Consider the following 24728-nt stretch of genomic DNA (forward strand, 5'->3'; position numbering starts at 1 on the left):
GGCGGCGCAATACAAGGACGGGCGCGACGGGCGTCACGAGACGCCGGTGTAGGCGCCGTTCAGGATGCGGTAATGAAGGATGGCGGACGGTGCCGCGATGCGGCGCGCCGGACGGGCGCCGTTCATCGTCGCGGCTCGCGCGCGAACGGGAAAGCGTACCGAGGCACGGTACGAAACGGGATGACGGATACGTGACGCGGCGGGCGTCGGGAGAAGCGTGGTTCCGGCGGGCCGACAGACGCGGGGCCGGTATTCCGGTACGAGTGCGTAAAGGCTCATCGTTGTTCTTCTGCATATCGCGGGTGCAGGAACCGCGCGGCCGGCGCGTCCCGCTCCAAATGCACGGACGTATCCTGCGCCGACCGGCATGCAGCGTCAAGCAGTTGTCGCAGTGCAGCGAAGCGCTGCGTTCCTCCGCTGGAACACCGGCAGCGAAACGGCTTTCAGTACGGTAAGGATTCGCAGGACTGCGACCCGTCGTGCTCGGTCAGGATTGCTTGTCATCGCATGCGCCCCCTTCCGGACTGAAAGCTTGTCACATCGCCCGGGCGGATTCCCCGGCGCATCACGTCACGCGCCGCCCTGCTCCTGCGCGAGAAACCGCTCGACCATCGCGTTGAACACCGGCAACGCAGGATTGTCGTTGTCCGTGCGCCATGCGAGATACAGCTCGGCCGCCACGTCGGTGCCCGCCAGCGGCCGGAACACCACGCCGTCGACATGCAGTTCGCGCGCCGACGCCGGCACGAGTGCGGCACCCAGGCCCGCGCGCACGAGGCCCAGGATCGTATGCGTCTGCCCGACGTAATGCAGGTAGTTCGGCAGCCGCCCCGCGTTCGCGAACAGGCCCGAGATCAGGTCGTGGAAGTATTTCCCCTCGTTCGGCGAATACGCGATGAACGGCTGCCGGTCGAGATCGTCGGGGCCGATGCGCTCGCACGCGGCGAGCGGCGCCCCCTCCGCGACCGCGACCAGCATCGGTTCGCGCTGCACGAGCCGGTATTCGAGCGGCTGGCGGGCGGCCCGCTGACGCACGAAGCCCGCGTCGAGCATCCGTGACGCCAGCGCGTCGATCTGCACGGTCGACACCATCTCTCGCAATTCGACGTCGACGTCCGGCAGCGCGTGCGCGGCATGCGCCAGCAGCATCGGGATCATCCGGTACGCGCTGACCGCCGTGAAGCCGAGCGTGATGCGGCCGGCGCCGCCATGCGCGACGCGCTGCGCGGCCTGCTCGGCCCGAGCGGAGAATTCGAGAATGTGCCGCGCGTCGCGCAGGAACCGCTCGCCGGCCGCGGTCAGGCTGACCTGCCGGCTGCTGCGTTCGAGCAGCGCGATGCCGAGCGCATGCTCGAGCAGCTGGATCTGCCGGCTGAGCGGCGGCTGGGTCATGAAGAGCCGCCGGGCCGCGCGACCGAAATGCAGCTCCTCGGCGACCGCGACGAAGCAGCGAAGCTGGTGCAGTTCAATCATGCAATTCTTGAATCGATCGATAGTCTCTGGACGTTAGACCGATATCGATACGATTTCCATACTCGATTGCACCCGATGCACGGCCCGGGCCTAGCAGGACGTCAAGCGCGCTTGCGGCCGCCGGGCGACTGTTCGGTGGTCAGCCGGTCGAGTTCGCGCAGGTCGTCCTCCAGCGCGGGCGTGAGCGTCGTGCGCAGGTGGTCGAGGAACGTGCGGATCTTCGCATCGAGATAACGACGCGTCGCGTAGACGGCATACACGCTCACCGTCTGCAGCCGATACTCGGGCAGCACGCGGATCAGCCGCCCTTCGCGGATGTCGTCGAGCACCGTATACAGCGCGACGCACGCGATCCCGCGCCCGGCGCGCACCGCGACACACAGGGCGTCCGGCACGTTGACCTGGAACGGCGCGGGCTGCAGCTCGTAAATGGCCTCCTCGCCATCGCTGCGCTCGAGCCGCCATTCGCCGGCCGGCGATGCGGGCGTGTCGAGGCGCAGGCACACGTGGTTCGGCAATTCGTCGGGCGTCTGCGGCGTGCCGTGGCGCGCCAGGTATTCGCGCGACGCGACGAGCACGCTGCAGCTCGTGCCGCAGGTCTGCGCGACGTAGCCCGAATCGGGCAGTTGCGACGCCGTCACGATCGATACGTCATAACCCTCCTCGACGAGATTCGGCATCCGCTGCGCGAGCGTCAGCTCGACCGACACGTCGGGGTTGTCCTCCTGGTAGCGGACGATCGACGACACGACATGACTCTGCCCGAGCCCCGTCATCGCGTGGATGCGCATCTTGCCGCTCGGCCGCAGCAGTGCGTTGCGCGCCTCCGCGTTCGCGTAGTCGATTTCCGCGAGGATCGATTTCGCGCGCTCGAAATAGCGTTCGCCGCTTTCGGTGAGGCCGAGATGGCGCGTCGTGCGATGCAGCAGGCGCGTCTGTACGTGCGCTTCGAGGTTCGAAACCGCGCGCGACACCTGCGCGGTGGTCGCGTCGATTTCCTTCGCGACCGCAGTAAAACTGCCGGCTTCGACAACGCGCACGAACAGGCGCATGTTTTCGAGCATGTCCATTGAATTAGCTTGGGGAGAGTCAGTGGGGAGGCGTCGGCAGCGCTCGCGTCAGGTGGGGAACGGAACGCAGCCGCGAACCACGTCGAATCGATCACCGTGCCGGGAGAAAGGCGGGAGAGCGGGCATCGCGTACGTGGTTCTGGCATGAAGGGGGGATTCAGTGGCCCGAATTGTACGCCGCTACAGACAAATTTGCGCTATTGCCACGACCATAAACTTTCATCGGATGAAAGGTTTTTGCAAGACATGCGTGTCACGCACATGCACCGCCTTGATGCGGCGCGACAATTTATATCACAACACGATATAATTCGCGGCTCGTCGCTGCGCGCGCCCGCGCTGTCATCTTTACCGCTTACCGTCCATGTCGTCAGGCTCCCCTTCGTCGCGCCGCACGTTGCGGCAATGGCTGCACAGCTTCATTCCCCAGCCGATGTCGCTGGGCTGGCGCGAGCGCCTGCGTTCGTGCACGGGCGCGCTCGTCGGCATCGCGACCGTCGGCGTGACCATGCGCGTGCTGCCTGGCGTACCGGGCCTCGTGCCGCTGCTCGTCGCGCCGATGGGCGCATCGGCCGTGCTGCTGTTCGCGGTGCCGGCGAGTCCGCTCGCGCAGCCGTGGTCGATCATCGGCGGCAATCTCGTCGCGGCGACGGTCGGTGTCGCCTGCGCACAATGGATCGCCGATCCGATCACGGCCGCCGCGGTCGCGATCGCGTGCGCGATCGGCGGCATGTTCGCGCTGCGCTGCGTGCACCCGCCGTCGGGCGCCGTCGCGCTCACGGCCGTGGTCGGCGGCCCCGCGATCCATTCGCTCGGGTTCAGCTTCGTGCTGGAGCCGATCGCGCTGCAATCGGCCATCCTGCTGTCCGCCGCACTCGCCTATCACACGCTGACCGGGCACCGCTACCCGCACGGCGGCGTGCGCCCCGAAGCGAAACCGCAGGCGGGCGCCGCCGCACCGGCGCGCGGCCGCTTCACACGCGGCGACCTCGACGCGGTGCTCAAGCGCCGCAGCGAATGGCTCGACGTCGATCCGGACGACCTGGAAGCGCTGCTGCGCGAAACCGAGATGCAGGCCTACACACGCACGTTCGGCCAGCTCTCGTGCGCCGACCTGATGACGAAGGATGCGATCGAAGTCGCGCCGTCGACATCGGTAATGACCGCGCTCACGCTGCTCGACCGCCATCGCGTGAAGGCGCTGCCCGTCGTCGACGGCGAAGGCCGCCTGACCGGCATCGTCACGCGCGCCGACCTCACGCGCCCGCTGCGCCGCCCGACCCCGTGGTGGCAACGCCTGTCCGCGCGGCTGCCGCAATCGTTCGGCGGCCAGCCGGCGAGCGTCGCCTCGGTGATGACACGCGACGTCGCGTGCGTGCCGGAAACGATGCCGATCACCGCGCTCGTCCCGCTGTTGACGCATTCGGGCCACCACCACATTCCGGTCGTCGATGAATCGCACCGGCTCGCCGGGATCATTACCCAGACGGATCTCGTCACGGGCCTTTATCGGCAGACGCAAATGCTCGAGGCTGCCTGACGTATGCCGCGCTCGTAACGCCATGTAGCGGCCGGTGCTACGAGGCGTGCATCCTATCCGCACGAATTCGGCCATTTATATCATGTTGTGATATATTTCACGCTACCGTAACCGACTGACCGACCGCCCCCGATGAACGATACCCGACGCGCGCTGACGAAAAGCGATTTCCAGCAACTGTCCGAGTTCCGCTACCAGATGCGCCGCTTCGAGCGCTTCTCCGAGCGCGCCGCGCAAAGCGAAGGCGTGACGCCGCTGCAATACCTGCTGTTGCTGCACATCAAGGGCTACCCGCATCGCGAATGGGCGACCATCGGCGAACTCGCGGAACGCCTGCAGGCGCAGCATCACGGAGTCGTCGCGCTGGTCACGCGCTGCGAAGCGCTCGGCCTCGTGAAGCGCAAGACGAGCGAAGCGGATCGCCGGCAGGTCGAGGTTCACCTCGAGCCGGCCGGCGAGACGCTGCTCGCCCGCCTCGCGGCCATGCATCGCGCCGAGCTGAAGTCGCTCAAGGACGCGTTCCAGGTTCCACAGATCGATTACTGACCCATGCTTTTTCCATGCCGATGAACGCACCACACAAACGCGATTTCTCGACCAACGAACGCCTGCCCGGGATCGCGTTGCTTGCCGCCGGGATCGGCCTGCTCGGCACGCTTGCCGCGTTCGTGCTGTTGAGCCTGATCCATCTGTTCACGAACCTGTTCTTCTTTCAGCAGTTCTCGTTCGTCGACCGCTCGCCCGCGAACAACACGCTCGGCGCGTGGGTGATCGTGGTGCCGGTGATCGGCGGGCTGATCGTGGGGTTGATGGCGCGCTTCGGTTCGGAAAAGATCCGCGGCCACGGCATTCCTGAAGCGATCGAGGCGATCCTGTTCGGCAAGAGCCGCATGTCGCTGAAGGTCGCGATCCTCAAGCCGCTGTCGTCCGGCGTCGTGATCGGCAGCGGCGGCCCGTTCGGCGCCGAAGGCCCGATCATCATGACGGGCGGCGCGCTCGGCTCGCTGATCGCGCAGTGCGTGCACGTCACTGCCGCCGAGCGCAAGACGCTGCTCGTCGCCGGTGCGGCCGCCGGCATGACGGCCGTGTTCGGCACGCCGGTCGCCGCCGTGCTGCTCGCGGTCGAACTGCTGCTGTTCGAATGGCGTCCGCGCAGTTTCCTGCCGGTCGCACTGGCATGCGCGGTGGCGGGTTTCGCCCGCGCCGTGTTCTTCGGCGTCGATCCGCTGTTTCCGCTGACGACGGCCGCGCCGACGCCCGTCGCGCTGCTGTCGTGCATCGTCGCGGGCCTGCTGTCGGGCTTGCTCGCATGCGGGCTGTCGGCCGCGCTGTACCGCGTCGAGGACACCTTCGCGAAGCTGCCGGTGCACTGGATGTGGTGGCCCGCGCTCGGCGCGATCGTGATCGGCATCGGCGGCTGGCTCGAGCCGCGCGCGCTCGGCGTCGGCTACGACGTGATCGGCGACCTGCTGCACCAGCACATCGCCTTGAAGATCGCGCTCGCGCTGCTGCTCGTGAAAGCCGTGATGTGGGTGATCGCACTCGGCTCGGGCACGTCGGGCGGCGTGCTCGCTCCGCTGCTGATGCTCGGCGCCGGCCTCGGCACCGTGCTGTCGCCGATACTGCCGGGCGGCGACCCGACACTGTGGCCGCTCGTGTGCATGGCCGCGACCCTCGGCGCAACGCTCGGCGCCCCGCTCACCGCGATCGTGTTCGCGTTCGGCCTCACGCATGACGCGAACGCGTTGCTGCCGCTGCTCGCGGCGACGCTCGTCGCGCACGGCTTCGCGACCATCGCGATGAAACGCTCGATCATGACGGAAAAGATCGCACGCCGCGGCTATCACATCTATCGCGAATACGGCGTCGATCCGCTCGAGCGGCACGACATCGGCGAAGTGATGACGTCCGCCGACTTGCTCGTCACGATCGACGGCGCGGCGACGCTCGATGCCGTCGAATCGCGGTACTTCTGCGCGAAGCAGACGCACCGTGCGTACCCGGTCGTGCAGAACGGGCGCCTGCTCGGTCTCGTCGATCGCGCGACGCTCGATGCACAGCGCGCACAGGCTGCACCCGACACGCCGATCTCGCGCGCGTTCGCCAATCGTGCGCCGGCGGTTGCCCAAGCGCACGAATCGTGCCGCGTCGTCGCATCGCGACTCGCGATGCTCGGGCTCGAGCGCCTGCCCGTCGTCGCCGACGAGCAATCGATGCGCATCACGGGCATCGTATCGCGCAGCGACCTCATCAAGCCCGCGTTGCAGCACTTCGACGACGAACAGAAACGCGAGCGCTTCCGCCCGATCGTCCCGGCCAACCTGCGCGACATCGGCACGCGCAAGGCCGGCTGACCCATCGCGCCGCGCGGCACCCTCGCCGCGCACGACCCGCTCGCGTCACCTCTGCGCACGACGCGGCACGCCCGTCGCGTGCCGCCTCGCATTCCGTCGCTTTCCCTGTTTAAAGTTGGTTAACAATTCGACGGCCGAAAGTTTGTCATCATGGTGCTCATGCGACGGGGCCATCAATCAGCCATTCCACTGCGCGATCAAATAAAGAGTTGCGGCACGGCATGCACATGCATGCCGCTCGCCGCGACCATCACTTCACCACACGACCGGGCAGCGCGCCGACCACGCCGCGCATGACGTCGAACCGCACACGATGCATGCCGTGCCGCAGCAAAGTGCACAGCATCGGAGTCGCCATTTGGCAAGCGCGTTAACAACTTGTTTCGGAATAGCCGGAACCGTGCTTGTTCGATGCGATCTCACTTGCACGCAGTCCTGCTGCGCATCCCACTCAATCAATCACGACTCGAGGGAGATAACGTGAACGCGAAATACTTACCGCTCATCGCATTGACCGTGGCATTTTCTGCTCATGCAGCCGATTCTGCCCTCCAAAACGTGGGACAAAGCCAGAAGCCCGCCGACCAGGTCGCGCAATGCATCGCCAAGACCTGGGCCGACAAGTCGCAGCAACAAGTGACGTCGCAGTATGAACTCGCGAACGGCCTCGCCATGGCCGTGTATGCGCCGGGCCAGCAGCCGCCGAACGGCGCCGCGGCCGTCGTGCGCCCGGCCAACGCCGCGAATGCAAAGACGTGGGTTGGCTTCCGCGGCGGAGACGCATCGTCGGCCGGCGACATCAACGCCTGCCTGTAAGAGAACAGGCGCTCCGGATGGCCTTGCGCCATCCGCTTGTGACAGGCCCCGCTTCGGCGGGGCTTTTCTTTTACTGCGCGCGTCTTACAGGTAGCTGCAGACGTAATCGAGCGTCTCGAGCACTTCGATGTCGAAACGGCTCTTGCCCGGCACCGAGAACGATTCGCCGGCGCCGTAGGTCTGCCATTCGCTGCTGCCGTCGAGCTTCACGCGGCACTTGCCGGCCTGCACTTCCATCAATTCGGGCGCATCGGTGCCGAAGTTGAGCGCGCACGGCAGGATCACGCCGAGCGTCTTGCGCGTGCCGTCCGGGAAGAGCACGGTATGCGACACGCACTTGCCGTCGAAATAGACGTTCGCGCGCTTGACGACCGATACGTTGTCGAATTGGGTTGCACTGGTCATGAAATGCCTCTGATTGCTGGATGCCGGATGGCGATGTGGTTGGAGGCCGGCCGGAGCGGCGGGCCGGCCGCTATGATACCGGCTCGCGCGGCAGACGCCGCAATGACGTGGCCGCTGCGCAAGCCACGTACCCGCCGGGCGACGGCAACGCCGCACGCCAGATCATCAGGATAACGACGCAACGACGGTCGCTGCCCGCGGGTGCAGGTTCACATCAGCCCCTTGCGCCTCGCGGAATCGCGCAGGCAATCGAGCAACATCGCCGCTGCCGGCGTCAGCGGGCTGTCGCGACGCGTGATGACCTGCACCGAGACGGCCGGCAACCGCTCGCGGATCGGCAGGACCGCGAACTGGTCGCGCGCCCACTCGCCCTGCAGCAGCTGCTCGGGCATCGAGGCAATCAGGTCGCAGCCCATCATCAGGCTGCGCGCGAGCCCGAAGCTCGGGCATTCGACGACGCGCGCCGGCACCGGCAACCCGTAGGCGACGAACGAATTGAACAACACCTGCGTCGAACTTTCGGGCGACGGATTCATCAGCCAGTCGGCTTCGACGAGATCGGCGAGCGACGTGGCCGATGCGAGCGGATGCCCCTTGCGCGCGACGATCAGCGAACGGCTCGAATACAGTTCGGCGTGATCGAACTCGGCGGCCAGCAGTTCGGGCACGACGACGGCCACCGCGAAATCGAGCGAGCCGTCGTGCAGCCGCGGCAGCGCGACGCCCGGAAACCCTTCGACGATACTGACGCGCGCCACCGGAAAACGCCGCCGGAACGCGCGAAACGCATCGGGCAGGATCGTCACCGCGGCGGCCGGCGTGACCGCCGCCGCGACGGAGCCCGTCATCGCCCCTTGCGCCTGCTCGATGTCGTCGCGGGCGCGCTGCATTTCGGCGACGATCAGCCGCGCGCGCACCTGCAACTGCTGGCCGAACGCGGTGAGCTGGACGCCGCGCGCGGTGCGCACGACGAGCGACACGCCGAGCGCGATCTCCAGCTCCTTGACCGCCTTCGTCAGTGCCGCCGGCGACACGTTCAGGCGCCGCGCGGCCGCGCGAATGCTCCCCTCTTCCGCGACGGTGACGAACGCTTTCAGCTGATGGTATTTCATGGCGGCGACGCATGATCCGTGGAAACCCTGTGCTGCACGGCACACACCGGCTCAGGGTATTCCCGAGCGGCAACCGGTGGTGAGCACCAAAGCAATTTATCAGCTTCTGGTACGCAAAAGAAATTTATATGCTTGCTCGTCATATGTGCGTCAAACGCCCCAGCCGCCCCACAGGAGAGACCATGCTGCAAGCCGTGAACCCCGTCATCCCCGGTATCGCCGCGATCGCGCCCGAGCTGGTCGAGGTGCGTCGTCGCATCCACGCTCACCCCGAACTCGCATTCGAGGAAACGCTCACGAGCGACCTCGTCGCCGAGCTGCTCGCCGGCTGGGGTTACGACGTGCATCGCGGCATCGGCAAGACGGGCGTGGTCGGCGTGCTGCGCGAAGGGCAAGGCATACGCACGGTCGGGCTGCGTGCCGACATGGATGCACTGCCGCTCGCGGAAGCCACCGGCCTGCCGTACGCGAGCCGCCATGCGAACAAGATGCATGCATGCGGCCACGACGGCCACACCGCGATGCTGCTGTGCGCGGCGCGCCACCTCGCGGCAACGCGCCAGTTCTCCGGCACGCTGAACCTGATCTTCCAGCCGGCCGAGGAAAACTTCGGCGGCGCGAAGGCGATGATGGACGACGGCCTGTTCGACCGTTTCCCGTGCGACGCGATCTTCGCGATCCACAACATGCCGGGCCGCGCGGCCGGCGACATGGCCTTCCGCACCGGCGCCGCGATGGCATCGGCCGACCGCGTGACGATCACGCTGCGCGGTGTCGGCGGCCACGGCGCGATGCCGCATTTCGCGCGCGATCCGATGTCGGCCGCGGGCAGCATCATGGTCGCGCTGCAGACGATCGTCGCGCGCGAGGTCGATGCGCAGCATGCGGCCGTGATCACGGTCGGCAGCGTGCAGGCCGGCGAGACCTTCAACATCATTCCCGAAACCGTCGTGATGAAGCTGTCGGTGCGCGCACTGAACGCCGACGTGCGCGCACTGCTCGCGCGCCGCATCGAAGGGCTCGCGAAAGGCCAGGCGGAGAGCTTCGGCGTCACGGCGGAAGTCGACTACGACTACGGCTACCCGGTGCTCGTCAATCACGCGGAGCCGACTGCATTCGCGGCCGACATCGCACGCCAGATGCTCGGCGCCGAGCGTGTCGAAACCGACGCCGCGCCGCTGATGGGCAGCGAGGATTTCGCGTTCATGCTCGAAGCGCGCCCCGGCTGCTACGCATTCATCGGCAACGGGACCGGCAGCAAGGGCGGCTGCATGGTGCACAACCCCGGCTACGACTTCAACGACGACATTCTCGCGATCGGCGCGAGCTACTGGGTTCGCATCGCCGAAGCCTGGCTCGCGGCCTGACGGCCCTTCATCCCATCGTTTCGCGCCAACCGGGGGAACCCCACATGGAAACGTCCGCCCTTTCGCTCGCCGGCACGCCGGTCGATGCTCGCGCCGCCGCGAAGAAACGCCGGCTGATCGCGGCCGCCGCCGTCGGCAACGCGCTCGAGTTCTACGACTTCACGGTCTACAGCTTCTTCGCGATCCTGATCGGCAAGCTGTTCTTTCCCGTGCATTCGTCGTTCGGGCAATTGATGCTCGCGGTCGCGAGCTTCGGTGTCGGCTTCGTCACGCGCCCGCTCGGCGGGCTCGTGATCGGCATGTATGCCGACCGCGCCGGCCGCAAGAAGGCGATGATCCTCACGCTGTTGCTGATGGCGCTCGGCACCGCGACGATCGCCGTCGCGCCGACCTTCGCGCAGATCGGCCTCGCCGCCCCGCTGCTGCTCGTGCTCGCGCGCCTGCTGCAAGGGTTCGCGTCGGGCGGCGAAGTCGGCGCGTCGACCACGCTGCTGCTCGAACAGGCGCCGCAGCATCGTCGCGGTTTCTACGCATCGTTCCAATTCTCGAGCCAGGGACTCGCCGCGCTCGCCGGTGCGCTGACCGGCGTCGCGCTGACGTCGACGCTCAATGCCGCGCAGCTCGAAAGCTGGGGCTGGCGCGTCCCGTTCATCATCGGCACGCTGTTCGTGCCGCTCGGCTACTGGCTGCGCCGCACCGTCGAGGAAGTGCCGGCCGCCGCGCCCGCCGCCACGCATGACGAGCCGGTCGCATCGCTGCCGCTCGCCGACGTGCTGCGCCATCACGGCAAGGCCGTGTTCGCGGGCCTCGGCGTAACGATCGGCGGCACGTCGATCCACTACATCATCGTGTTCTACATGGCGATCTACGGCGTGCAGGTGTTGCATCTGCCGACCTGGCTGTCGATGACGGCCGGCTGCGTCGCGGGCGCGATCCTGATGCTCGTGACGCCGATCGGCGGCCACCTGTCCGACGTCTACGGGCGCAACCGGATCGTCTGGTGGACGCGCATCGCGCTGATGGCCGCGATCTACCCGGCGTTCATCGCGCTGAACCGCTGGCCGGGCGCCGCATCGCTACTGTCGATCATCGCCGCGCTGTCGATCGTGCACGCGATCAACATCGGCGCGACGGGTGCGATGCTCGGCGAGCTGTTCCCGCGTGCGGTGCGTGCGACGGGCGGCGCACTCGTGTACAGCGTGGGCGTCGCGATCTTCGGCGGCTTCGCGCAGTTTTTCGTCACGTGGCTGATCGCGGCAACCGGGAATCCGAATGCGCCGGCGTGGTATGCGATTGGTTGCGGTGCTTTCACGCTGCTCGCGATTCGCTGCATGGACGAAAAAGCAGGGAAGGCACTCGACTGACCGGTGGGCGATGCCGGATGCACGATTGACGCATTGCGTGCGTATCGGGCATGATCGCTCCATGCGCCACACCACGACCACCTCCTCGACCACGACACGCACGACCGCCTTCGGCTGGCTCGTGCGGCGAGTGCGCGCAAGGTCGTAGCGCCACGATTCCTCACAGGCCCCGCCGGTTCCGGACGGGGTCTTGTCGTTTCTCCGTCCATATCGGTCACTCAGGAGAAACGCCATGCCCGAAGTCTCTTCCCCGAAACGCGCCCTGCTCGTCGTCGACATGCAGGTCGGCCTGTATCACGGCCCCGAGCGTCCGTACGACGGCGAACGCGTGCTCGCGAACATCAACCGGTTGATCAATCGCGCGCATGAAGCCGGTGCACCGGTATTCGCGGTGCGGCACACCGGCCCCGCCGGTTCGCCGATCGCGCCCGACTCGCCGCTGACCGCACTGCTGCCTGAACTCGCAATCGATGCCGCACGCGATACCGTGTTCGCCAAGACGCAGTCGAGCTGCTTCACCGGCACGCCGCTCGCCGCATGGCTGCATGCGGCCGGCATCGGCGAGATCGTGATTGCGGGGATGAAGACGCAGTACTGCGTCGATACGACGTGTCGCGCGGCCGGCGATCTCGGTTTTCGCGCGGTGCTCGTGACCGATGCGCACACCTGCATGGATACGCCCGAACTGCCGGCCGAGCGGATCATTGCGCATCACAATGCGACGCTTGGGGGCCCGTTCGCGACGCTCACCACGACCGACGCATGCGTGTTCTGACCGGCACCGGTCACACCGTCAACGCAACAACGCAACAACGCAACAACGCACGGACGGCAACCGCCCGTGCGTTGTTGCGTGCAAGGCGTCTACCTTCGCCGCTCAGAACGTATGCATCATCCCCACATACGCCCCTGTCTGCGACTCGCCCGTCATCGGGCTCGTACCCGACGTCGCGTCGCGCGGCGTCGCGAGCAGCGAGAAGTTCGAGTTGCCGCCGTTGCGCACATACGCGACCGTGCCGTACAGGAACGTGCGCTTCGACAGGTTGTACGTGGTGCCGAGCACGTACATCATCGCGTGCCCCGACGGATCGTGCGACGCGTCGCCGCCGCCGTCGCCCACCTTCACGTAGTAACCGCCGCCCGTCACGGCCCATTGCGGCGTCGCAGTGTAGGTCGCACCGAGCCAATAGTGATCGGCGCGATCGGCCACCCCGGCCGGGCTGTCCGGCGCCTGGTAGTGCGTATACGCGCCCTGGATCTTGAACTTCGACACCTTGACGTTCGCACCGACGAAATATTCGCGCGACGCGGTGAAGATGTTGCTGAACTTGCCGTTGTTGTCGCGCAGTTCATCGTAGATGCCACGTACGTCGAGCAACGGCGAGTGGTACGAGATCATGATCCCGTCCGAGCGGCCGAAGTCGTCGGCCGCTCCATAGTTGAAGCCGCGCGACTGGTTGCCGAACGCATATTGCGCCTGCACGTCGAAGCCGCCGATCACGGGGCTGTGATATTCGATGTTGTTGCTGGTCTGCTGCCAGTTGCGGCCGCGCACGAGCGATGCCGACGAAAACGCCTGCTGGACGAACGGGTCGAATTCCCACACCCCGTCGCTGTCGATGAACAGGTTTCGGCCGGCCTGCAGCTGGCCCCACGTGTCGCTCTTCAGCCCGACATACGCGCGCCGCGACCACATGCGCCCGCCGCCCGTCGTGCCGTTCATCACCTGGAACGCGGTCTCCAGGTTGAAGACCGTCGACAGCCCGCCGCCGAGATCCTCGAAGCCCTTCAAGCCGAACATGCTGGTGCCCCAGTCGCCGCCTTCGGCACTCCAGCGGGTCGCGCTGCCGCCGTTCGGCTGCGCGATGTGGTTCAGGTATTCGATGCCGCCGTCGATGCGGCCGTACAGCATCACGCTCGTCTGAGCAAAAGCGGCCGCCGGTGTGGCGGCCGCGATCAGCCATGCGAAATGTTTGAGTCGCAAAATGATGCCCCCTCGGAGTCTCGACCTTCCAGCGCGCGCCCCATGCGCGCGCCCCGGGTCCGTTTATCCGCGATCGATCGAGAAACGTCCGGGGCCCGCCGCGCAAAGCGCCAGCAGGCCGCCGGAGATCGCGATGTTCTTGTAGAAATGAATCATGTTGTTGATCTGCTCGCCGCCCGTCATCGTCCAGTAGTGATGGCCGATGATGCCGGTGCCGATCGTATAGAGCGCCAGCAGCAGCGCGAGCGCGCGCGTCTGGAAGCCGACCAGGATCGCGACCCCGACGAACAGCTCCATCACGACGGAGATCGCGGCGGAAATGATCGGCGCGGGCGCGCCTTCCGAACCCATGAACGCGATGGTACCGGGGAAGTCGACGATCTTCTTCCAGCCGAACATCACGAACAGGATCACGAGCAGGATCCGGGCAAGCAGCAGCAGCACATCGCGCTGGGACGCGAGAAACGGTTGATTCGGTGTCATGGTGTCGATCAACGAAAGCGATGCGCAAGGCGCAAATACGCCCGGCGCACCGGATTGCGAATGAACCAGGACGGGCGGCCGCCTGCGCCGCCCGTCCCGCTCTGCAACAACCGGCATCGGGCAACAACCCGATGTGCTGTGCTCCTCCTCTTGTCAGTTATCGCCCTGCTTCGTCGCGCGCCGCATCAGCGCAGCTTCGCGACGTCCTGCTCGGTCACCTTCGCGGCCGGATTGCCGAACTGCCCGGTCAGGTAGTTCGTCAGCGCGGCGATCTGCGCATCCGACAACTCGTGGCGGAACGCCGGCATCCCGACGTCCTCGCTGCCGGCCTTGCGCTGCACGCCGTTCAGGATCACCTGCACGAGGTTGGTCGGATTCGGTGCGCCCACCGTCGAGTTGTGGAACAGCGGCGGGTAATAACCGTCCGGCGTGCCCTTGCCCTGCATCTGGTGGCAAGTCGCGCAGTTGCCGAGATACAGCCGCGCCGGATCGATGCCCGACGACGCGAGTGCGGCGCCGCGCAGCGTCAGGCCGTCCTCGGCCGGCTTGCCCCACGACGAGCGCGACTGCTTCGCGTCGCCGCTGGCAACCGCCGGCACCGTGCGAATGTACGTCGAGATCGCACCGATGTCGGCTTCGGTCATCTTCGAGAAGCTGTGCTCGATCGCCTCGGCCATCGGCCCGGCCGCCTGCGCGAGACCCGGCACGGTGCCGGTGCGCAGGTACTGGACGAGCTGCTGCTGCGTCCAGCCGCCGATCCCCGCGTTCGGGTCGGACGTGATGTTGTAGCCGTCCCAGCCCGCCAGCACCGAACCCGACAGGAAGCTGCCGCCCGTCTCGTCGAGCGACTTCTCCTGCATCGCGATGCCGCGCGGCGTGTGGCACGTGCTGCAGTGCGCGAGGCCCTGCACGAGATACGCGCCGCGGTTCCACTCGGCGCTCTGCGCCGGCTTCGGCTCGTACGCGCCGTCCTTCAGGAACAGCCAGTTCCAGATCTTCAGCGGCCAGCGCATGCTCAGCAGCGCGGGAATCTCGTTCTTCGGCGGCGCCTGCTTGACCGGCTCGACGCCGTGCATGAAGTACGCATACAGCGCCTGCACGTCGTCGTCGTTGATCTTCGCGTACGACACGTACGGCATCGCCGGATACAGGTTGTCGCCGTTCTTCGACACCCCGTGGCGCACCGCGCGCTCGAAGTCCTCGGCCGACCAGTTGCCGATGCCCGTCTCGGGATCGGGCGTGATGTTGCTCGTATAGATCTTGCCGAGCATCGGGATCGGCATGCCGAGACCGCCCGCGAACGGCTTGCCGCCCTTCGCGGTGTGGCAGGCCATGCAGTCGCCCGCGACCGCGAGGTATTCGCCGCGCTTGACCAGCGCCGGATCGGCCGCATCGGCCGCGCTTGCGAGGCCCGGCAGCGCGAGGCAGCCGGCGAGGAGGAAGGTGAGAGTAGATTTCCGCACGGTCAGACTTCCTTCTTCAGCGTGTCCGACATCCGCAGCGCAAGCGCCGCGATCGTCAGCGTCACGTTCACCGTACCGACGGTCGGCATCGTCGAGCTGCTCGAGATGAACAGGTTCGGATGGTCGAACGTGCGGCAGTCCTTGTCGACGACCGAGTCGCGTGCATCCGCGCCCATGATCGTCGCGCCCGTGATGTGGTTGTTCGGCGCGAACTCGTCGTTGAAGACGACTTCGGTGCCGCCCAGCACCTTCGCGGCCGTCGCGTAGACTTCGCGCGTGTGGACGGCGCCGCGCTTCACGTAGTCGTCGATCGCATAGGTGATCTCCGGGCGCGGGATGCCGACCGCGTCGGTGGCCGTCTTGCTCGGCACGATGCGGTTCTCGGGCTGCGGCAGGATTTCGTGGAAGCAGTCGAACTGCACGTAGCGCGCGGAACGATCGCGGATCTGCGCGTCGAGCTCCTCGGGCTTCATCAGCTTGCCGGCCTTGAAGATCTTCTGCGTCTCCTGGTTGATGCGCGACATGTTCGACAGGTGGATCTTCTTCGCGGCTTCGGTCGCGCGGAACGGGCCGTCGCGGAAGCCGATCAGCGACGTCATCTCCTGCGGGCCGCGGCCCGGCCACAGCTTCTCGTTCGCGTAGAACGACACGCCGGTGCCCGGGTGGTCCATCAGGTTGCGGCCGACCATGTCCGAGCTGTTCGCGACACCGTTCGGGAAATCGCGGTTCGCGGACATCAGCAGGATCTTCGGCGTCTCGATGCCGTTCGCGGCAATCACGAAGTACTTGCCTTCGACGCGATGGTCGGCACCGGTCTTGTCCTTGTAGACCGCGGCGGTGATGCGCTTGTCCGGCCCGGTCTCGAGCTTGTAGACGACCGCGCTGTCGATCAGCTTCGCGCCGGCCTGCTCGGCCTTCTCGACGTGCACGATGCCGTTGTACATCGCGCCGATCGGGCAGATCGGCATGCAGTTGTTGTTCCCGCAACAAGTGGGCCGGCCGTCGTACGGGCGGCTGTTGCGCGCGACCGGCTCGGTCACCACGTGGAACTTCGGGTCATAGCCGTTGAGCGCGCTCTTGATCGTCTGCTCGTTGAACGACAACGGCAGCGGCGGCATCGGGTACGGCTCCTTGCGCGGCGAGTACAGGTCTTCCTCGGGGCCCGGGCCCCACACGCCGAGTTCCTCCTCGGCGCGCTGGTACCAATGCTCGATGTCGTCGTACTGGATCGGCCAGTCGCGGCCGACACCGTACACGGTCTTCATCTTGAAGTCGTTCGGGATGAAGCGCCACGCCGACGCGGCCCAGTGCCACGTCGTGCCGCCCACCGCACGGATGTACTGCGAGTTGAACTTGTGCTCGCCCTTCAGGATCAGGTAGTCGTTCGGCGGGCCGTATTCCGGATGCGGCGCCCACGCGCTCGACGGGTACGGGGCCATGAAGTCGGTCTTGTCGACCTGGTTGCGGAAGCGCTCGACGATTTCCCAGCGCGGCATGCGCGGGCCGGCTTCCAGCAGGATCACGGACTTGCCCGCCATCGCGAGCTGGTGCGCGACGATCGCGCCTGCGACACCCGAGCCGACGACGACGACGTCGGCCTTTTGCGTATCGGTATCGGCCATCAGGCTTGCCTCTCGATCGGTTTGTCGGCCCAGAAGCCGGGTTTGTTGGGGCAATACGACGGGATCACGAGCGTATCGGACACGACGCTGAACATTAATGCTTCTTCGTAGGTAATCACGACGTTGTCGACGATGCCGAGATACCACGCTTCAAGAATCTTCAGCGCGAGTGTTTCCTGGTCGGGATTCAGCGAACCGGACGCGAGTGCGCCGGCGAGTTGCGGCAGGCTGTCGGCGGTCTTGAACGAACCCTTCTGCAAGGCCTGCAGGAAGCGCTGGCCGAGCACGCGGCTCAGCCCCTTCTTGCCTGTCAATGCTTCGGAGAGCGTCATGAACGTATCGAGCGGCGCGGTGCCGGGATCGTCGGCGAGGGCCCGCAACGCCAGCGAGCCCGTGAGGCCCGCCGCCGTCAGCGCCAGTGCGCCCTGCAGCCATTGACGCCGAGTGATGCCTGTTACGGCTGCGTCGCCAGTGCGACGCGAGTGGGGAGTGTTGTCGTTGTGCATGTTTCCTTTTCTCTCGAACACCGGATTCGGGAAAACCACGCTTGATATTTCTCAAACATTGGCGCGGACCTGAAATGTACGCGCACAAATCGGATCGAACAATCTTTTTATAGTCCATTAAATGTTCCGCAATCCGAGACAATCGACATTTCGCTGCTTTTTTGTATCGTCGGCGCGACAAAGTTGCGGCCGACGCACCCATGTCGTACACCGGCGACACACTGACTGCGCGCGACGATGCAGGCGCATGTCGGTCGGTTAGAATCGCGTGCAATCAAACAGAAAGCTTCCCTCCGAGGGCGATCGAGCGATGAAGCAGCACGACAAACAGAACAAAACGGAACGCATCCACCACACCACCCGGCTGCTCTGGCGCCTTGGCGCCGTCGCGGCGCTCGGCGGCGCCACGGCACTGTCGCTGCATGCCGGCGCGGCCCGCACGGTGAGCGTCTCGCCGCAAGGCACCGTCACCGAAGTCCGGCAGAGCGTCGTCAAGTTCGACGAACCGATGGTCGCGTTCGGCTCGGCGTCCGCGCCGAATCCCGCGCGCGTCACCTGCAACGATTCCGCGGCCGCGCGCGGCCAGGGTCACTGGCTCGACGACAAGACCTGGGTTTACGATTTCGAAAACGACCTGCCGCCCGGCGTGCGCTGCTCGGTCGCGCTCAACGACGCGTTGCGTTCGGTCGCCGGCAATGCGGCCAGCGGCCCGCGCCGCTTCACGTTCCAGACGGGCGGCCCGTTCCCGGTGAACGTCCGCCCCGGCTCGCGCGAGATCGAGGAACACCAGGTATTCGTGCTGAAGCTGAACGGCCCGGCCGAACCGCGTTCGGCGCTCGCGAACATCTGGTGCGAAGCGGCCGGCATCGGCAACCGCATTCCCGTCACGGCCGCCGACGACGATGCGCGCAACGCGCTGCTCGATCACTTCGGGCTGAAGAAGGATGCCGCGCGCGTGCTGACGCTGTCGTGCGCGCAGGCGCTGCCCGCGAGCGCGAAGATGCAGCTCGTGTACGGCAAGGGCGTCACGAGCCCGAGCGGGATCCCGAACGAAACGGAACGGCGCTTCGATTTCACCGTGCGCGCACCGTTCGCCGCGAGCTTCTCGTGCGAACGCGAGAACGCGAAGGCGCCCTGCACGCCGCTGCGCCCGCTCACGCTGTCGTTCAACGCGCCGATCTCGCGCAAGAACGCCGAGGCGATCAAGCTGCGCGGCCCTGACGGTTCGCTGTCGCCGACCTTCGCGGCCGACGACAAGAGCGAGGAAGTCACCACTGTCACGTTCAACCCGCCGCTGCCCGAGCAGGCCGGCCTGACGGTCGAATTGCCGTCGGGCCTGCGCGACGTGACCGACCGGCCGCTGTCGAACGCCGACCTGTTCCCGCTCGCGACGCGCACCGCGCCGATGCCGCCGCTCGCGAAGTTCTCGTCGGGCACCTTCGGGATCGTCGAGCGCTTCGCCGAACCCGATACGCCCGCGCTCGTGCCCGTCACGCTGCGCAACGTCGAGGCCGACCTGCATATCGACGGCCTCAACACCCAGGGCGCGCAGTTCTCGAACCTGAAGGTCGACGACGACACCTCGATTCGTCAGTGGATGCGCACCGTCGACCGCTTCGACAACTGGTCGATGACGGCCGGCTCGATCGACAGCCAGATTCCCGGCCTGCTCGAACGCAAGGGCCAGCACCCCGTCTACGTGCCGCGCGAGGCCGGCGAGAAGGCGCCGGCACCGAAGGATCGCCGCATCGACGTGCGCTCGCTGACCCTGCTCAAGGGCCAGCCCGGCGTGCAGGCGCTGACGCTGCCGAAGGCGGATCCGAAGGCGCTGCGCCCGTTCGAGGTCGTCGGCGTGCCGATCGACAAGCCCGGCTTCTACGTGCTCGAACTCGCGTCGCCCGCGCTCGGCCGCTCGCTGCTCGCGAAGCCGTCGAGCATGTACGTGCGCACCACGGTGCTCGTCACCAACCTCGGCGTGCACCTGAAACAGGGCCGCGAAAACAACCTCGTATGGGTCACGACGCTCGACAAGGGCAAGCCCGTGCCGAACGCGCAGATCCGCGTGTCGGACTGCAACGGCGACGAAATCGCATCCGGCACGACCGACGCGCAGGGGCTGCTGAAGATCGACGGCGCGTTCGAATCGAAGCGCGCATGCAACTCGTCCGACTCGGAGCAGCGCTTCGACGACTACTTCGTGTCGGCCCGCGTGAACGATCCGAAGACGGGCCCCGACATGGCGTTCGTCAGTTCGGGCTGGAACCGCGGGATCGAATCGTGGCGCTTCAACGTGCCGACCGATACCGACAGCGCACGGACCGTGCGCGCGCATACGGTGTTCGACCGCACGCTGCTGCGCGCGGGCGAAACCGTGTCGATGAAGCACTTCATCCGGTCCGAGACGCTGCAGAGCCTCGCGTTCCCGTCGCAATACCCGACCCGCGTGACGATCCGCCATCTCGGCACGGGCCAGACCTACAAGCTGCCGCTCACATGGGCGGCCGACCACAGCGCGGACTCGCAGTTCACGCTGCCGGCCGCCGCGAAGCTCGGTGAATACAGCGTCGAGCTCGAAGGCGGCCCGGAAGACTCGCCCACGTCCACCTACTACAGCGGCAGCTTCCGCGTCGAGGCGTTCCGCCTGCCGGTCCTGAAGGGATCGATCGGCGCGCGCGACGCGCAGAAGAGCCCGCTCGTCGCCGTGAAGGAGGCGCCGCTCGCGGTGCAGATCGACTACGTGTCGGGCGGTGGCGCATCGAACCTGCCCGTGCAGGTGTCGGCGCTGATGAAGTGGGCATCGCCGCCGTTCGCCGATCGCTTCGAGGATTTCAGCTTCACGCCGTATCGCCCCGACACGAGCGACGGCAATGCCGACGACGATTCGCAGGACGGCGACAACGCGTCGTCGTCGAACAACGATCCCGACGCGACGAAGCTGATCGCCGACAAGCTGCCGCTGACGCTCGACCGCAACGGTGCGGGCTCGGTCACGCTGAAGGGCCTGCCCGACGTCGACGCGCCGAAGCGCATCGCGCTCGAAGCGACGTTCGCGGACCCGAACGGCGAAGTGCAGACGATTCGCGGCGACACGATCCTGTGGCCGGCCGCGGTGGTGGCCGGCATCAAGGCGGGCCGCTGGGTATCCGTCGGCCAGCGCGTGCCCGTGCAGGCGCTGGCGGTCGACCTGCAAGGCAAGCCGCGCGCGTCGGTGCCGATCGAGATCAAGGGCGTCGCGCGCATCACGACGTCGTCGCGCAAGCGGATGGTCGGCGGCTTCTATGCGTACGACAACAAGAGCGACACCCGCGACCTCGGCGTGCTGTGCTCGGGCAAGACCGACGACAAGGGCCGCATGGCCTGCGACGCGACGCTCGAACAGGCCGGCAACGTGCAGCTGATCGCGGTGGCCAAGGACGGCGACGGCCGCACGTCGAACGCGTCGACCTCGGTATGGGTCACGCGCGAAGACGAACTCTGGTTCGGCGGCGACAACACCGACCGGATCGACGTGATCCCCGAGAAAACCTCGTACGAACCGGGCGAAACCGCCCGCTTCCAGGTGCGCATGCCGTTCCGCTACGCGACCGCGCTGGTGGCGGTCGAGCGCGGCGGCGTGATGGAAACCCACATCGTCGAACTGAACGGCAAGAACCCGACGGTCGACCTGAAGGTCGGCGACACGTGGGGGCCGAACGTCTATGTGTCGGTGCTCGCGCTGCGCGGCCGGATTCGCGAGGTGCCGTGGTATTCGTTCTTCACGTGGGGCTGGAAGGCACCGGTCGAATGGGCACGCGCATTCTGGCGCGAGGGCCGTCACTATGAGGCGCCGACCGCGTTCGTCGACCTGTCGAAACCCGCGTTCCGCTATGGCCTCGGCGAGATCAAGGTCGGCACCGGCGTGCACCGTCTCGGCGTGACCGTGACGACCGACGCGACGCGCTACACCGTGCGCAGCAAGGCGCAGGCGCACGTGAAGGTCACGCTGCCGAACGGCCAGCCCGCGCCGGCCGGCACGCAGATCGCGGTCGCGGCCGTCGACGAGGCGTTGCTCGAACTGATGCCGAACAACAGCTGGGACCTGCTCGACGCGATGCTGCGGCGACGCGCGTACGGCGTCGAGACGGCCACCGCGCAGATGGAAATCGTCGGCCGCCGCCACTTCGGCCGCAAGGCCGTGCCGGCCGGCGGCGGCGGCGGCAGCGCGCCGACGCGCGAGCTGTTCGACACGCTGCTGCTGTGGAATCCGCGCGTGACGCTGGACGCCAACGGCAGCGCGACCGTCGAGGTGCCGCTGAACGACGCGCTCACGCGCTTCCGGATCGTCGCGATCGCGGCGGTCGGCCCCGACCGCTTCGGCACCGGCAGCACGTCGATCCGCAGTACGCAGGATCTGCAGCTGATCTCCGGCCTGCCGCCGCTCGTGCGCGAAGGCGATGCGTTCCGCGCGCAAGTCACGCTGCGCAACACGACCGACCGCGCGATGCAGGTCGTCGTGACGCCGCGCGTGACGGGCCTCGATGTCGCACCGCAAACCATCTCGCTGGCGGCCAATACGGCAACCGAAGTCGCATGGACGATCACCGTGCCCGAGCAGGCGCTCGACGCGGCCGGTGCGCTGAACTGGCGCATCGAAGCGGCCGAACAAGGCGGCAAGCGCGCGTCCGACGCGCTGGCGGTCGCGCAGAAGGTCGTGCCCGCGCTGCCGGTCACGGTACAGCAGGCGACGCTCGCGCAGGTCGACGGCACGCTGACGGTGCCGGTGGCCTCCCCGGCCGGCGCCGCGAACAACGCGCAAGGCTTGCCGCGCGGCGGCATCGCCGTGTCGCTGCAGTCGAAACTCGCCGACGGACTGCCCGGCGTGAAGCGCTGGTTCGAGCGCTATCCGTACCGCTGCCTCGAACAGCAGACGTCGCGCGCGATCGGCCTGCGCGATCCCGCGCAATGGCAGGCGCTGATCGCCCGCATGCCCGTCTATCTCGACAGCGACGGGCTCGCGAGCTACTTCCCGCCGTCGTCCGACGATTCGCACGCCGGCAGCGCGACGCTGTCGTCGTACCTGCTCGTGGTGTCCGACGAGGCGAGCCGTCTCGACCCGCGCTTCGCGCTGCCGGAAGACCTTCGCACGCAGCTCGAAGCCGGGCTCGCGCGCTTCGTCGACGGCCGCCTCGAGCGCAACACGTGGGCGCCGCGCCAGGATCGCGACCTCCGCAAGCTCGCCGCGATCGAAGCGCTGTCGCGCTACGGCGCCGCGCAGGGCCGCATGCTCGGCTCGATCGAGATCGCGCCGAACCAGTGGCCGACGTCGGCGGTGATCGACTATCACGCGATCCTCACGCGCGTGAAGGACATCCCGCAACGCGACGAGAAACGCGCGCAGGTCGAGCAGATCCTGCGGGCACGCCTCACGTACCAGGGCACGCAGCTCGTGTTCTCGACCGCGCGCGACGACGACCTGTGGTGGCTGATGACCAGCAACGAGACCAACGCGGCCCGCCTCGCGCTGGAATTCGCCGGCGATCCGGCGTGGAAGGACGAGATGCCGCGCGTGACGGCCGGCCTGCTCGCCCTGCAGCGCCAGGGCGCATGGCAGACGACGACGTCGAACGCGCTCGGCCTGCTCGCGGTCGAGCGCTTCTCGCGCACTTACGAGAGCACGCCGGTTGCCGGCGCGACGAAGGTCGCGCTCGGCGGCGACGAACGCACGATCTCGTGGTCGCAGGCGCCGGCACCCGCGCCCGCCGACCCGGCTGCATCGACCACCCCAGCCACCCCGGCCACCCGCGCCGCCGCGGCCCGCAGCGTGATGCTGCCGTGGCCGCGCGCGTCGCAGGCACCGGCCACGCTGTCCGTCACGCAAGACGGCACCGGCCGCCCGTGGGCCACGATCGAAAGCCTCGCGGCCGTGCCGCTGCGTTCGCCGTTCGCGGCCGGCTACCGGATCACGAAGACCGTCACGCCGGTGTCGCCCGCCGTCAAGGGCGTGCTGACGCGCGGCGACGTCGTGCGCGTGCATCTCGACATCGACGCGCAGAGCGACATGACGTGGGTCGTCGTCAACGATCCGGTTCCGGCCGGTTCGACGATCCTCGGTTCGGGCCTCGGCCGCGACTCCGAAGCCGCGACGCAGGGCGAGAAGACGCCGGACGGCGCCTGGCCGGCGTTCATCGAACGCGACTTCGACGGCTACCGTGCGTACTACGACTATCTGCCGAAGGGCAAATTCTCGGTCGAGTACACGGTGCGGCTGAACAACGTCGGCACGTTCGGGCTGCCGCCGACGCGTGTCGAGGCGCTGTACGCGCCGTCCGTGTACGGCCTGTGGCCGAACCCGCCGATGACCGTGAAGCCGGCTGACGCGGGCAAGTAACGAGTACGCGATGATCGATCAGGTATTGCCGCGGCCGGCGCGTTTCGCCGGCCGCGTATTCGTCGCCGTCGTGCTGGCCGCGCCGCTCGTCGCGCATGCGCTGCCGGGCTACGACGAAGTGCGCCGCAACTGGCGCAGTTCCGACTGGGTGCTGCTCGCGCGCGACGGCACGCCGCTGCAGCGCACGCGCGTCGACCTCACCGAACGGCGCGGCGACTGGGTGTCGCTCGCGGACGTGTCGCCCGCGTTTCGCGAGGCGATCGTCGTATCGGAAGACAAGCGCTTTTACGAACACAGCGGCGTCGACTGGCGCGGCATCGCCGGCGCCGCGTGGGGCAACCTGTGGAACGAACGCACGCGCGGCGCGTCGACCGTCACGATGCAGCTCGCCGGGCTGCTCAGCGATTCGCCGCGCCGGTCGGGCCAGCGCTCACTGCCGCAGAAGGCCTCGCAGGCCGTCAACGCGCTGCTGCTCGAACGCGGCTGGCGCAAGGACCAGGTGCTCGAGGCATACCTGAACCTCGTGCCGTTCCGCGGCGAGACGATCGGCCTCGCCGCGCTGTCTCAGGTGCTGTTCGGCAAGGCACCGTCGGGCCTCGACGCACGCGAAGCCGCGATCGCGGCCGCGCTCGTGCGTGCGCCCAACGCCACGCCCGCGAAGGTTGCCGAGCGCGCGTGCCGGATCCTGCGCGACATGCACGCGGAGCCGGCCTGTGCTTCGCTCGACGGCTACGTGCAGCTGGTCACCGCGCGGCCGGCCAGCGCCGCGCGCGACGACGGCGCCGCCCTCGCCCCGCACTTC

The 24728-nt window shown here is 67.3% G+C and carries 19 protein-coding genes; 9 read left to right on the plus strand and 10 right to left on the minus strand.

The genetic code is table 11. The features are described from left to right. Positions 1 to 33: 33 nt before the first annotated feature. The 3 genes from ABY44_RS19545 to ABY44_RS19555 form a co-directional block, all read right to left on the minus strand. The gene (locus ABY44_RS19545; protein ID WP_124839794.1) at positions 34 to 279 is read right to left on the minus strand and encodes a hypothetical protein; all 246 of its coding nucleotides are present in this window, start codon (positions 277 to 279) and stop codon (positions 34 to 36) included. A gap of 291 nt (positions 280 to 570) precedes the next feature. Beyond that, positions 571 to 1473 (minus strand): LysR substrate-binding domain-containing protein, encoded by a 903-nt coding sequence (locus ABY44_RS19550; RefSeq protein ID WP_060173393.1) that lies wholly within the window; start codon positions 1471 to 1473, stop codon positions 571 to 573. Positions 1474 to 1574: 101 nt separating this feature from the next. After that, complete coding sequence (locus ABY44_RS19555) at positions 1575 to 2543, minus strand: LysR family transcriptional regulator (RefSeq protein WP_027791840.1); 969 nt, start codon at positions 2541 to 2543, stop codon at positions 1575 to 1577. Positions 2544 to 2907: 364 nt separating this feature from the next. On the opposite strand from ABY44_RS19555, the gene ABY44_RS19560 reads away from it, so the two are divergent. The 4 genes from ABY44_RS19560 to ABY44_RS19575 all read left to right on the plus strand — a co-directional run bounded on the left by ABY44_RS19560 (position 2908) and on the right by ABY44_RS19575 (position 7253). Continuing rightward, positions 2908 to 4083 carry an HPP family protein gene (locus ABY44_RS19560; RefSeq protein WP_060173394.1) on the plus strand — a complete coding sequence of 392 codons (1176 nt, stop codon included), beginning with the start codon at positions 2908 to 2910 and terminating at the stop codon, positions 4081 to 4083. A gap of 132 nt (positions 4084 to 4215) precedes the next feature. Continuing rightward, a complete protein-coding gene (locus ABY44_RS19565) occupies positions 4216 to 4629 on the plus strand; it encodes a MarR family winged helix-turn-helix transcriptional regulator (protein ID WP_027791842.1) in 414 nt (137 codons plus the stop codon). A 20-nt stretch (positions 4630 to 4649) separates the two neighbouring features. Further along, positions 4650 to 6437 carry a chloride channel protein gene (locus ABY44_RS19570; protein WP_060173520.1) on the plus strand — a complete coding sequence of 596 codons (1788 nt, stop codon included), beginning with the start codon at positions 4650 to 4652 and terminating at the stop codon, positions 6435 to 6437. 480 nt (positions 6438 to 6917) lie between these two features. Next, positions 6918 to 7253, plus strand: coding sequence for a hypothetical protein (locus ABY44_RS19575; RefSeq protein ID WP_021162025.1), 336 nt, complete (start codon positions 6918 to 6920; stop codon positions 7251 to 7253). 84 nt (positions 7254 to 7337) lie between these two features. Here the strand turns inward: ABY44_RS19575 and ABY44_RS19580 are convergent, their stop codons facing one another. Beyond that, positions 7338 to 7658, minus strand: a complete 321-nt coding sequence (locus ABY44_RS19580; protein ID WP_006478890.1) for a pyrimidine/purine nucleoside phosphorylase — start codon at positions 7656 to 7658, stop codon at positions 7338 to 7340. 209 nt (positions 7659 to 7867) lie between these two features. After that, a complete protein-coding gene (locus ABY44_RS19585) occupies positions 7868 to 8770 on the minus strand; it encodes a LysR substrate-binding domain-containing protein (protein WP_059697393.1) in 903 nt (300 codons plus the stop codon). A 182-nt stretch (positions 8771 to 8952) separates the two neighbouring features. Between ABY44_RS19585 and ABY44_RS19590 the strand changes: the two genes are divergently transcribed. The 3 genes from ABY44_RS19590 (at position 8953) to ABY44_RS19600 (ending at position 12276) form a co-directional block, all read left to right on the plus strand. Further along, positions 8953 to 10137, plus strand: coding sequence for a M20 aminoacylase family protein (locus tag ABY44_RS19590; RefSeq protein WP_060173395.1), 1185 nt, complete (start codon positions 8953 to 8955; stop codon positions 10135 to 10137). Between the two features lie 44 nt (positions 10138 to 10181). Further along, positions 10182 to 11501 (plus strand): MFS transporter, encoded by a 1320-nt coding sequence (locus ABY44_RS19595; protein WP_059697395.1) that lies wholly within the window; start codon positions 10182 to 10184, stop codon positions 11499 to 11501. A gap of 232 nt (positions 11502 to 11733) precedes the next feature. Then, the gene (locus ABY44_RS19600) at positions 11734 to 12276 is read left to right on the plus strand and encodes a cysteine hydrolase family protein (RefSeq protein WP_060173396.1); all 543 of its coding nucleotides are present in this window, start codon (positions 11734 to 11736) and stop codon (positions 12274 to 12276) included. A 102-nt stretch (positions 12277 to 12378) separates the two neighbouring features. Here the strand turns inward: ABY44_RS19600 and ABY44_RS19605 are convergent, their stop codons facing one another. The 5 genes from ABY44_RS19605 to ABY44_RS19625 all read right to left on the minus strand — a co-directional run bounded on the left by ABY44_RS19605 (position 12379) and on the right by ABY44_RS19625 (position 17559). Then, positions 12379 to 13485 carry a porin gene (locus ABY44_RS19605; protein WP_059622741.1) on the minus strand — a complete coding sequence of 369 codons (1107 nt, stop codon included), beginning with the start codon at positions 13483 to 13485 and terminating at the stop codon, positions 12379 to 12381. 63 nt (positions 13486 to 13548) lie between these two features. Next, positions 13549 to 13968 carry a DoxX family protein gene (locus ABY44_RS19610; protein ID WP_027791849.1) on the minus strand — a complete coding sequence of 140 codons (420 nt, stop codon included), beginning with the start codon at positions 13966 to 13968 and terminating at the stop codon, positions 13549 to 13551. A 185-nt stretch (positions 13969 to 14153) separates the two neighbouring features. Beyond that, positions 14154 to 15431 carry a cytochrome c gene (locus ABY44_RS19615; protein ID WP_059697397.1) on the minus strand — a complete coding sequence of 426 codons (1278 nt, stop codon included), beginning with the start codon at positions 15429 to 15431 and terminating at the stop codon, positions 14154 to 14156. 2 nt (positions 15432 to 15433) lie between these two features. Further along, entirely contained in the window at positions 15434 to 17053 is a 1620-nt protein-coding gene (locus tag ABY44_RS19620; protein WP_027791851.1) for a GMC family oxidoreductase, read from the minus strand. Beyond that, complete coding sequence (locus ABY44_RS19625) at positions 17053 to 17559, minus strand: sugar dehydrogenase complex small subunit (protein WP_027791852.1); 507 nt, start codon at positions 17557 to 17559, stop codon at positions 17053 to 17055. The genes ABY44_RS19620 and ABY44_RS19625 overlap by 1 nt, the downstream gene beginning before the upstream one ends. A 310-nt stretch (positions 17560 to 17869) precedes the next feature. Here ABY44_RS19625 and ABY44_RS19630 point away from each other — a divergent pair, with 310 nt between their 5' ends. Continuing rightward, positions 17870 to 23926 carry an alpha-2-macroglobulin family protein gene (locus ABY44_RS19630; RefSeq protein WP_060173397.1) on the plus strand — a complete coding sequence of 2019 codons (6057 nt, stop codon included), beginning with the start codon at positions 17870 to 17872 and terminating at the stop codon, positions 23924 to 23926. 10 nt (positions 23927 to 23936) lie between these two features. Further along, the coding region (locus ABY44_RS19635) for a biosynthetic peptidoglycan transglycosylase (RefSeq protein ID WP_431641623.1) at positions 23937 to 24728 on the plus strand (792 nt) is incomplete at its 3' end.

Origin of the sequence: Burkholderia sp. ZZQ-2 (assembly GCF_050768715.1) — a bacterium.
GTDB classification, from domain to species: domain Bacteria; phylum Pseudomonadota; class Gammaproteobacteria; order Burkholderiales; family Burkholderiaceae; genus Burkholderia; species Burkholderia cepacia.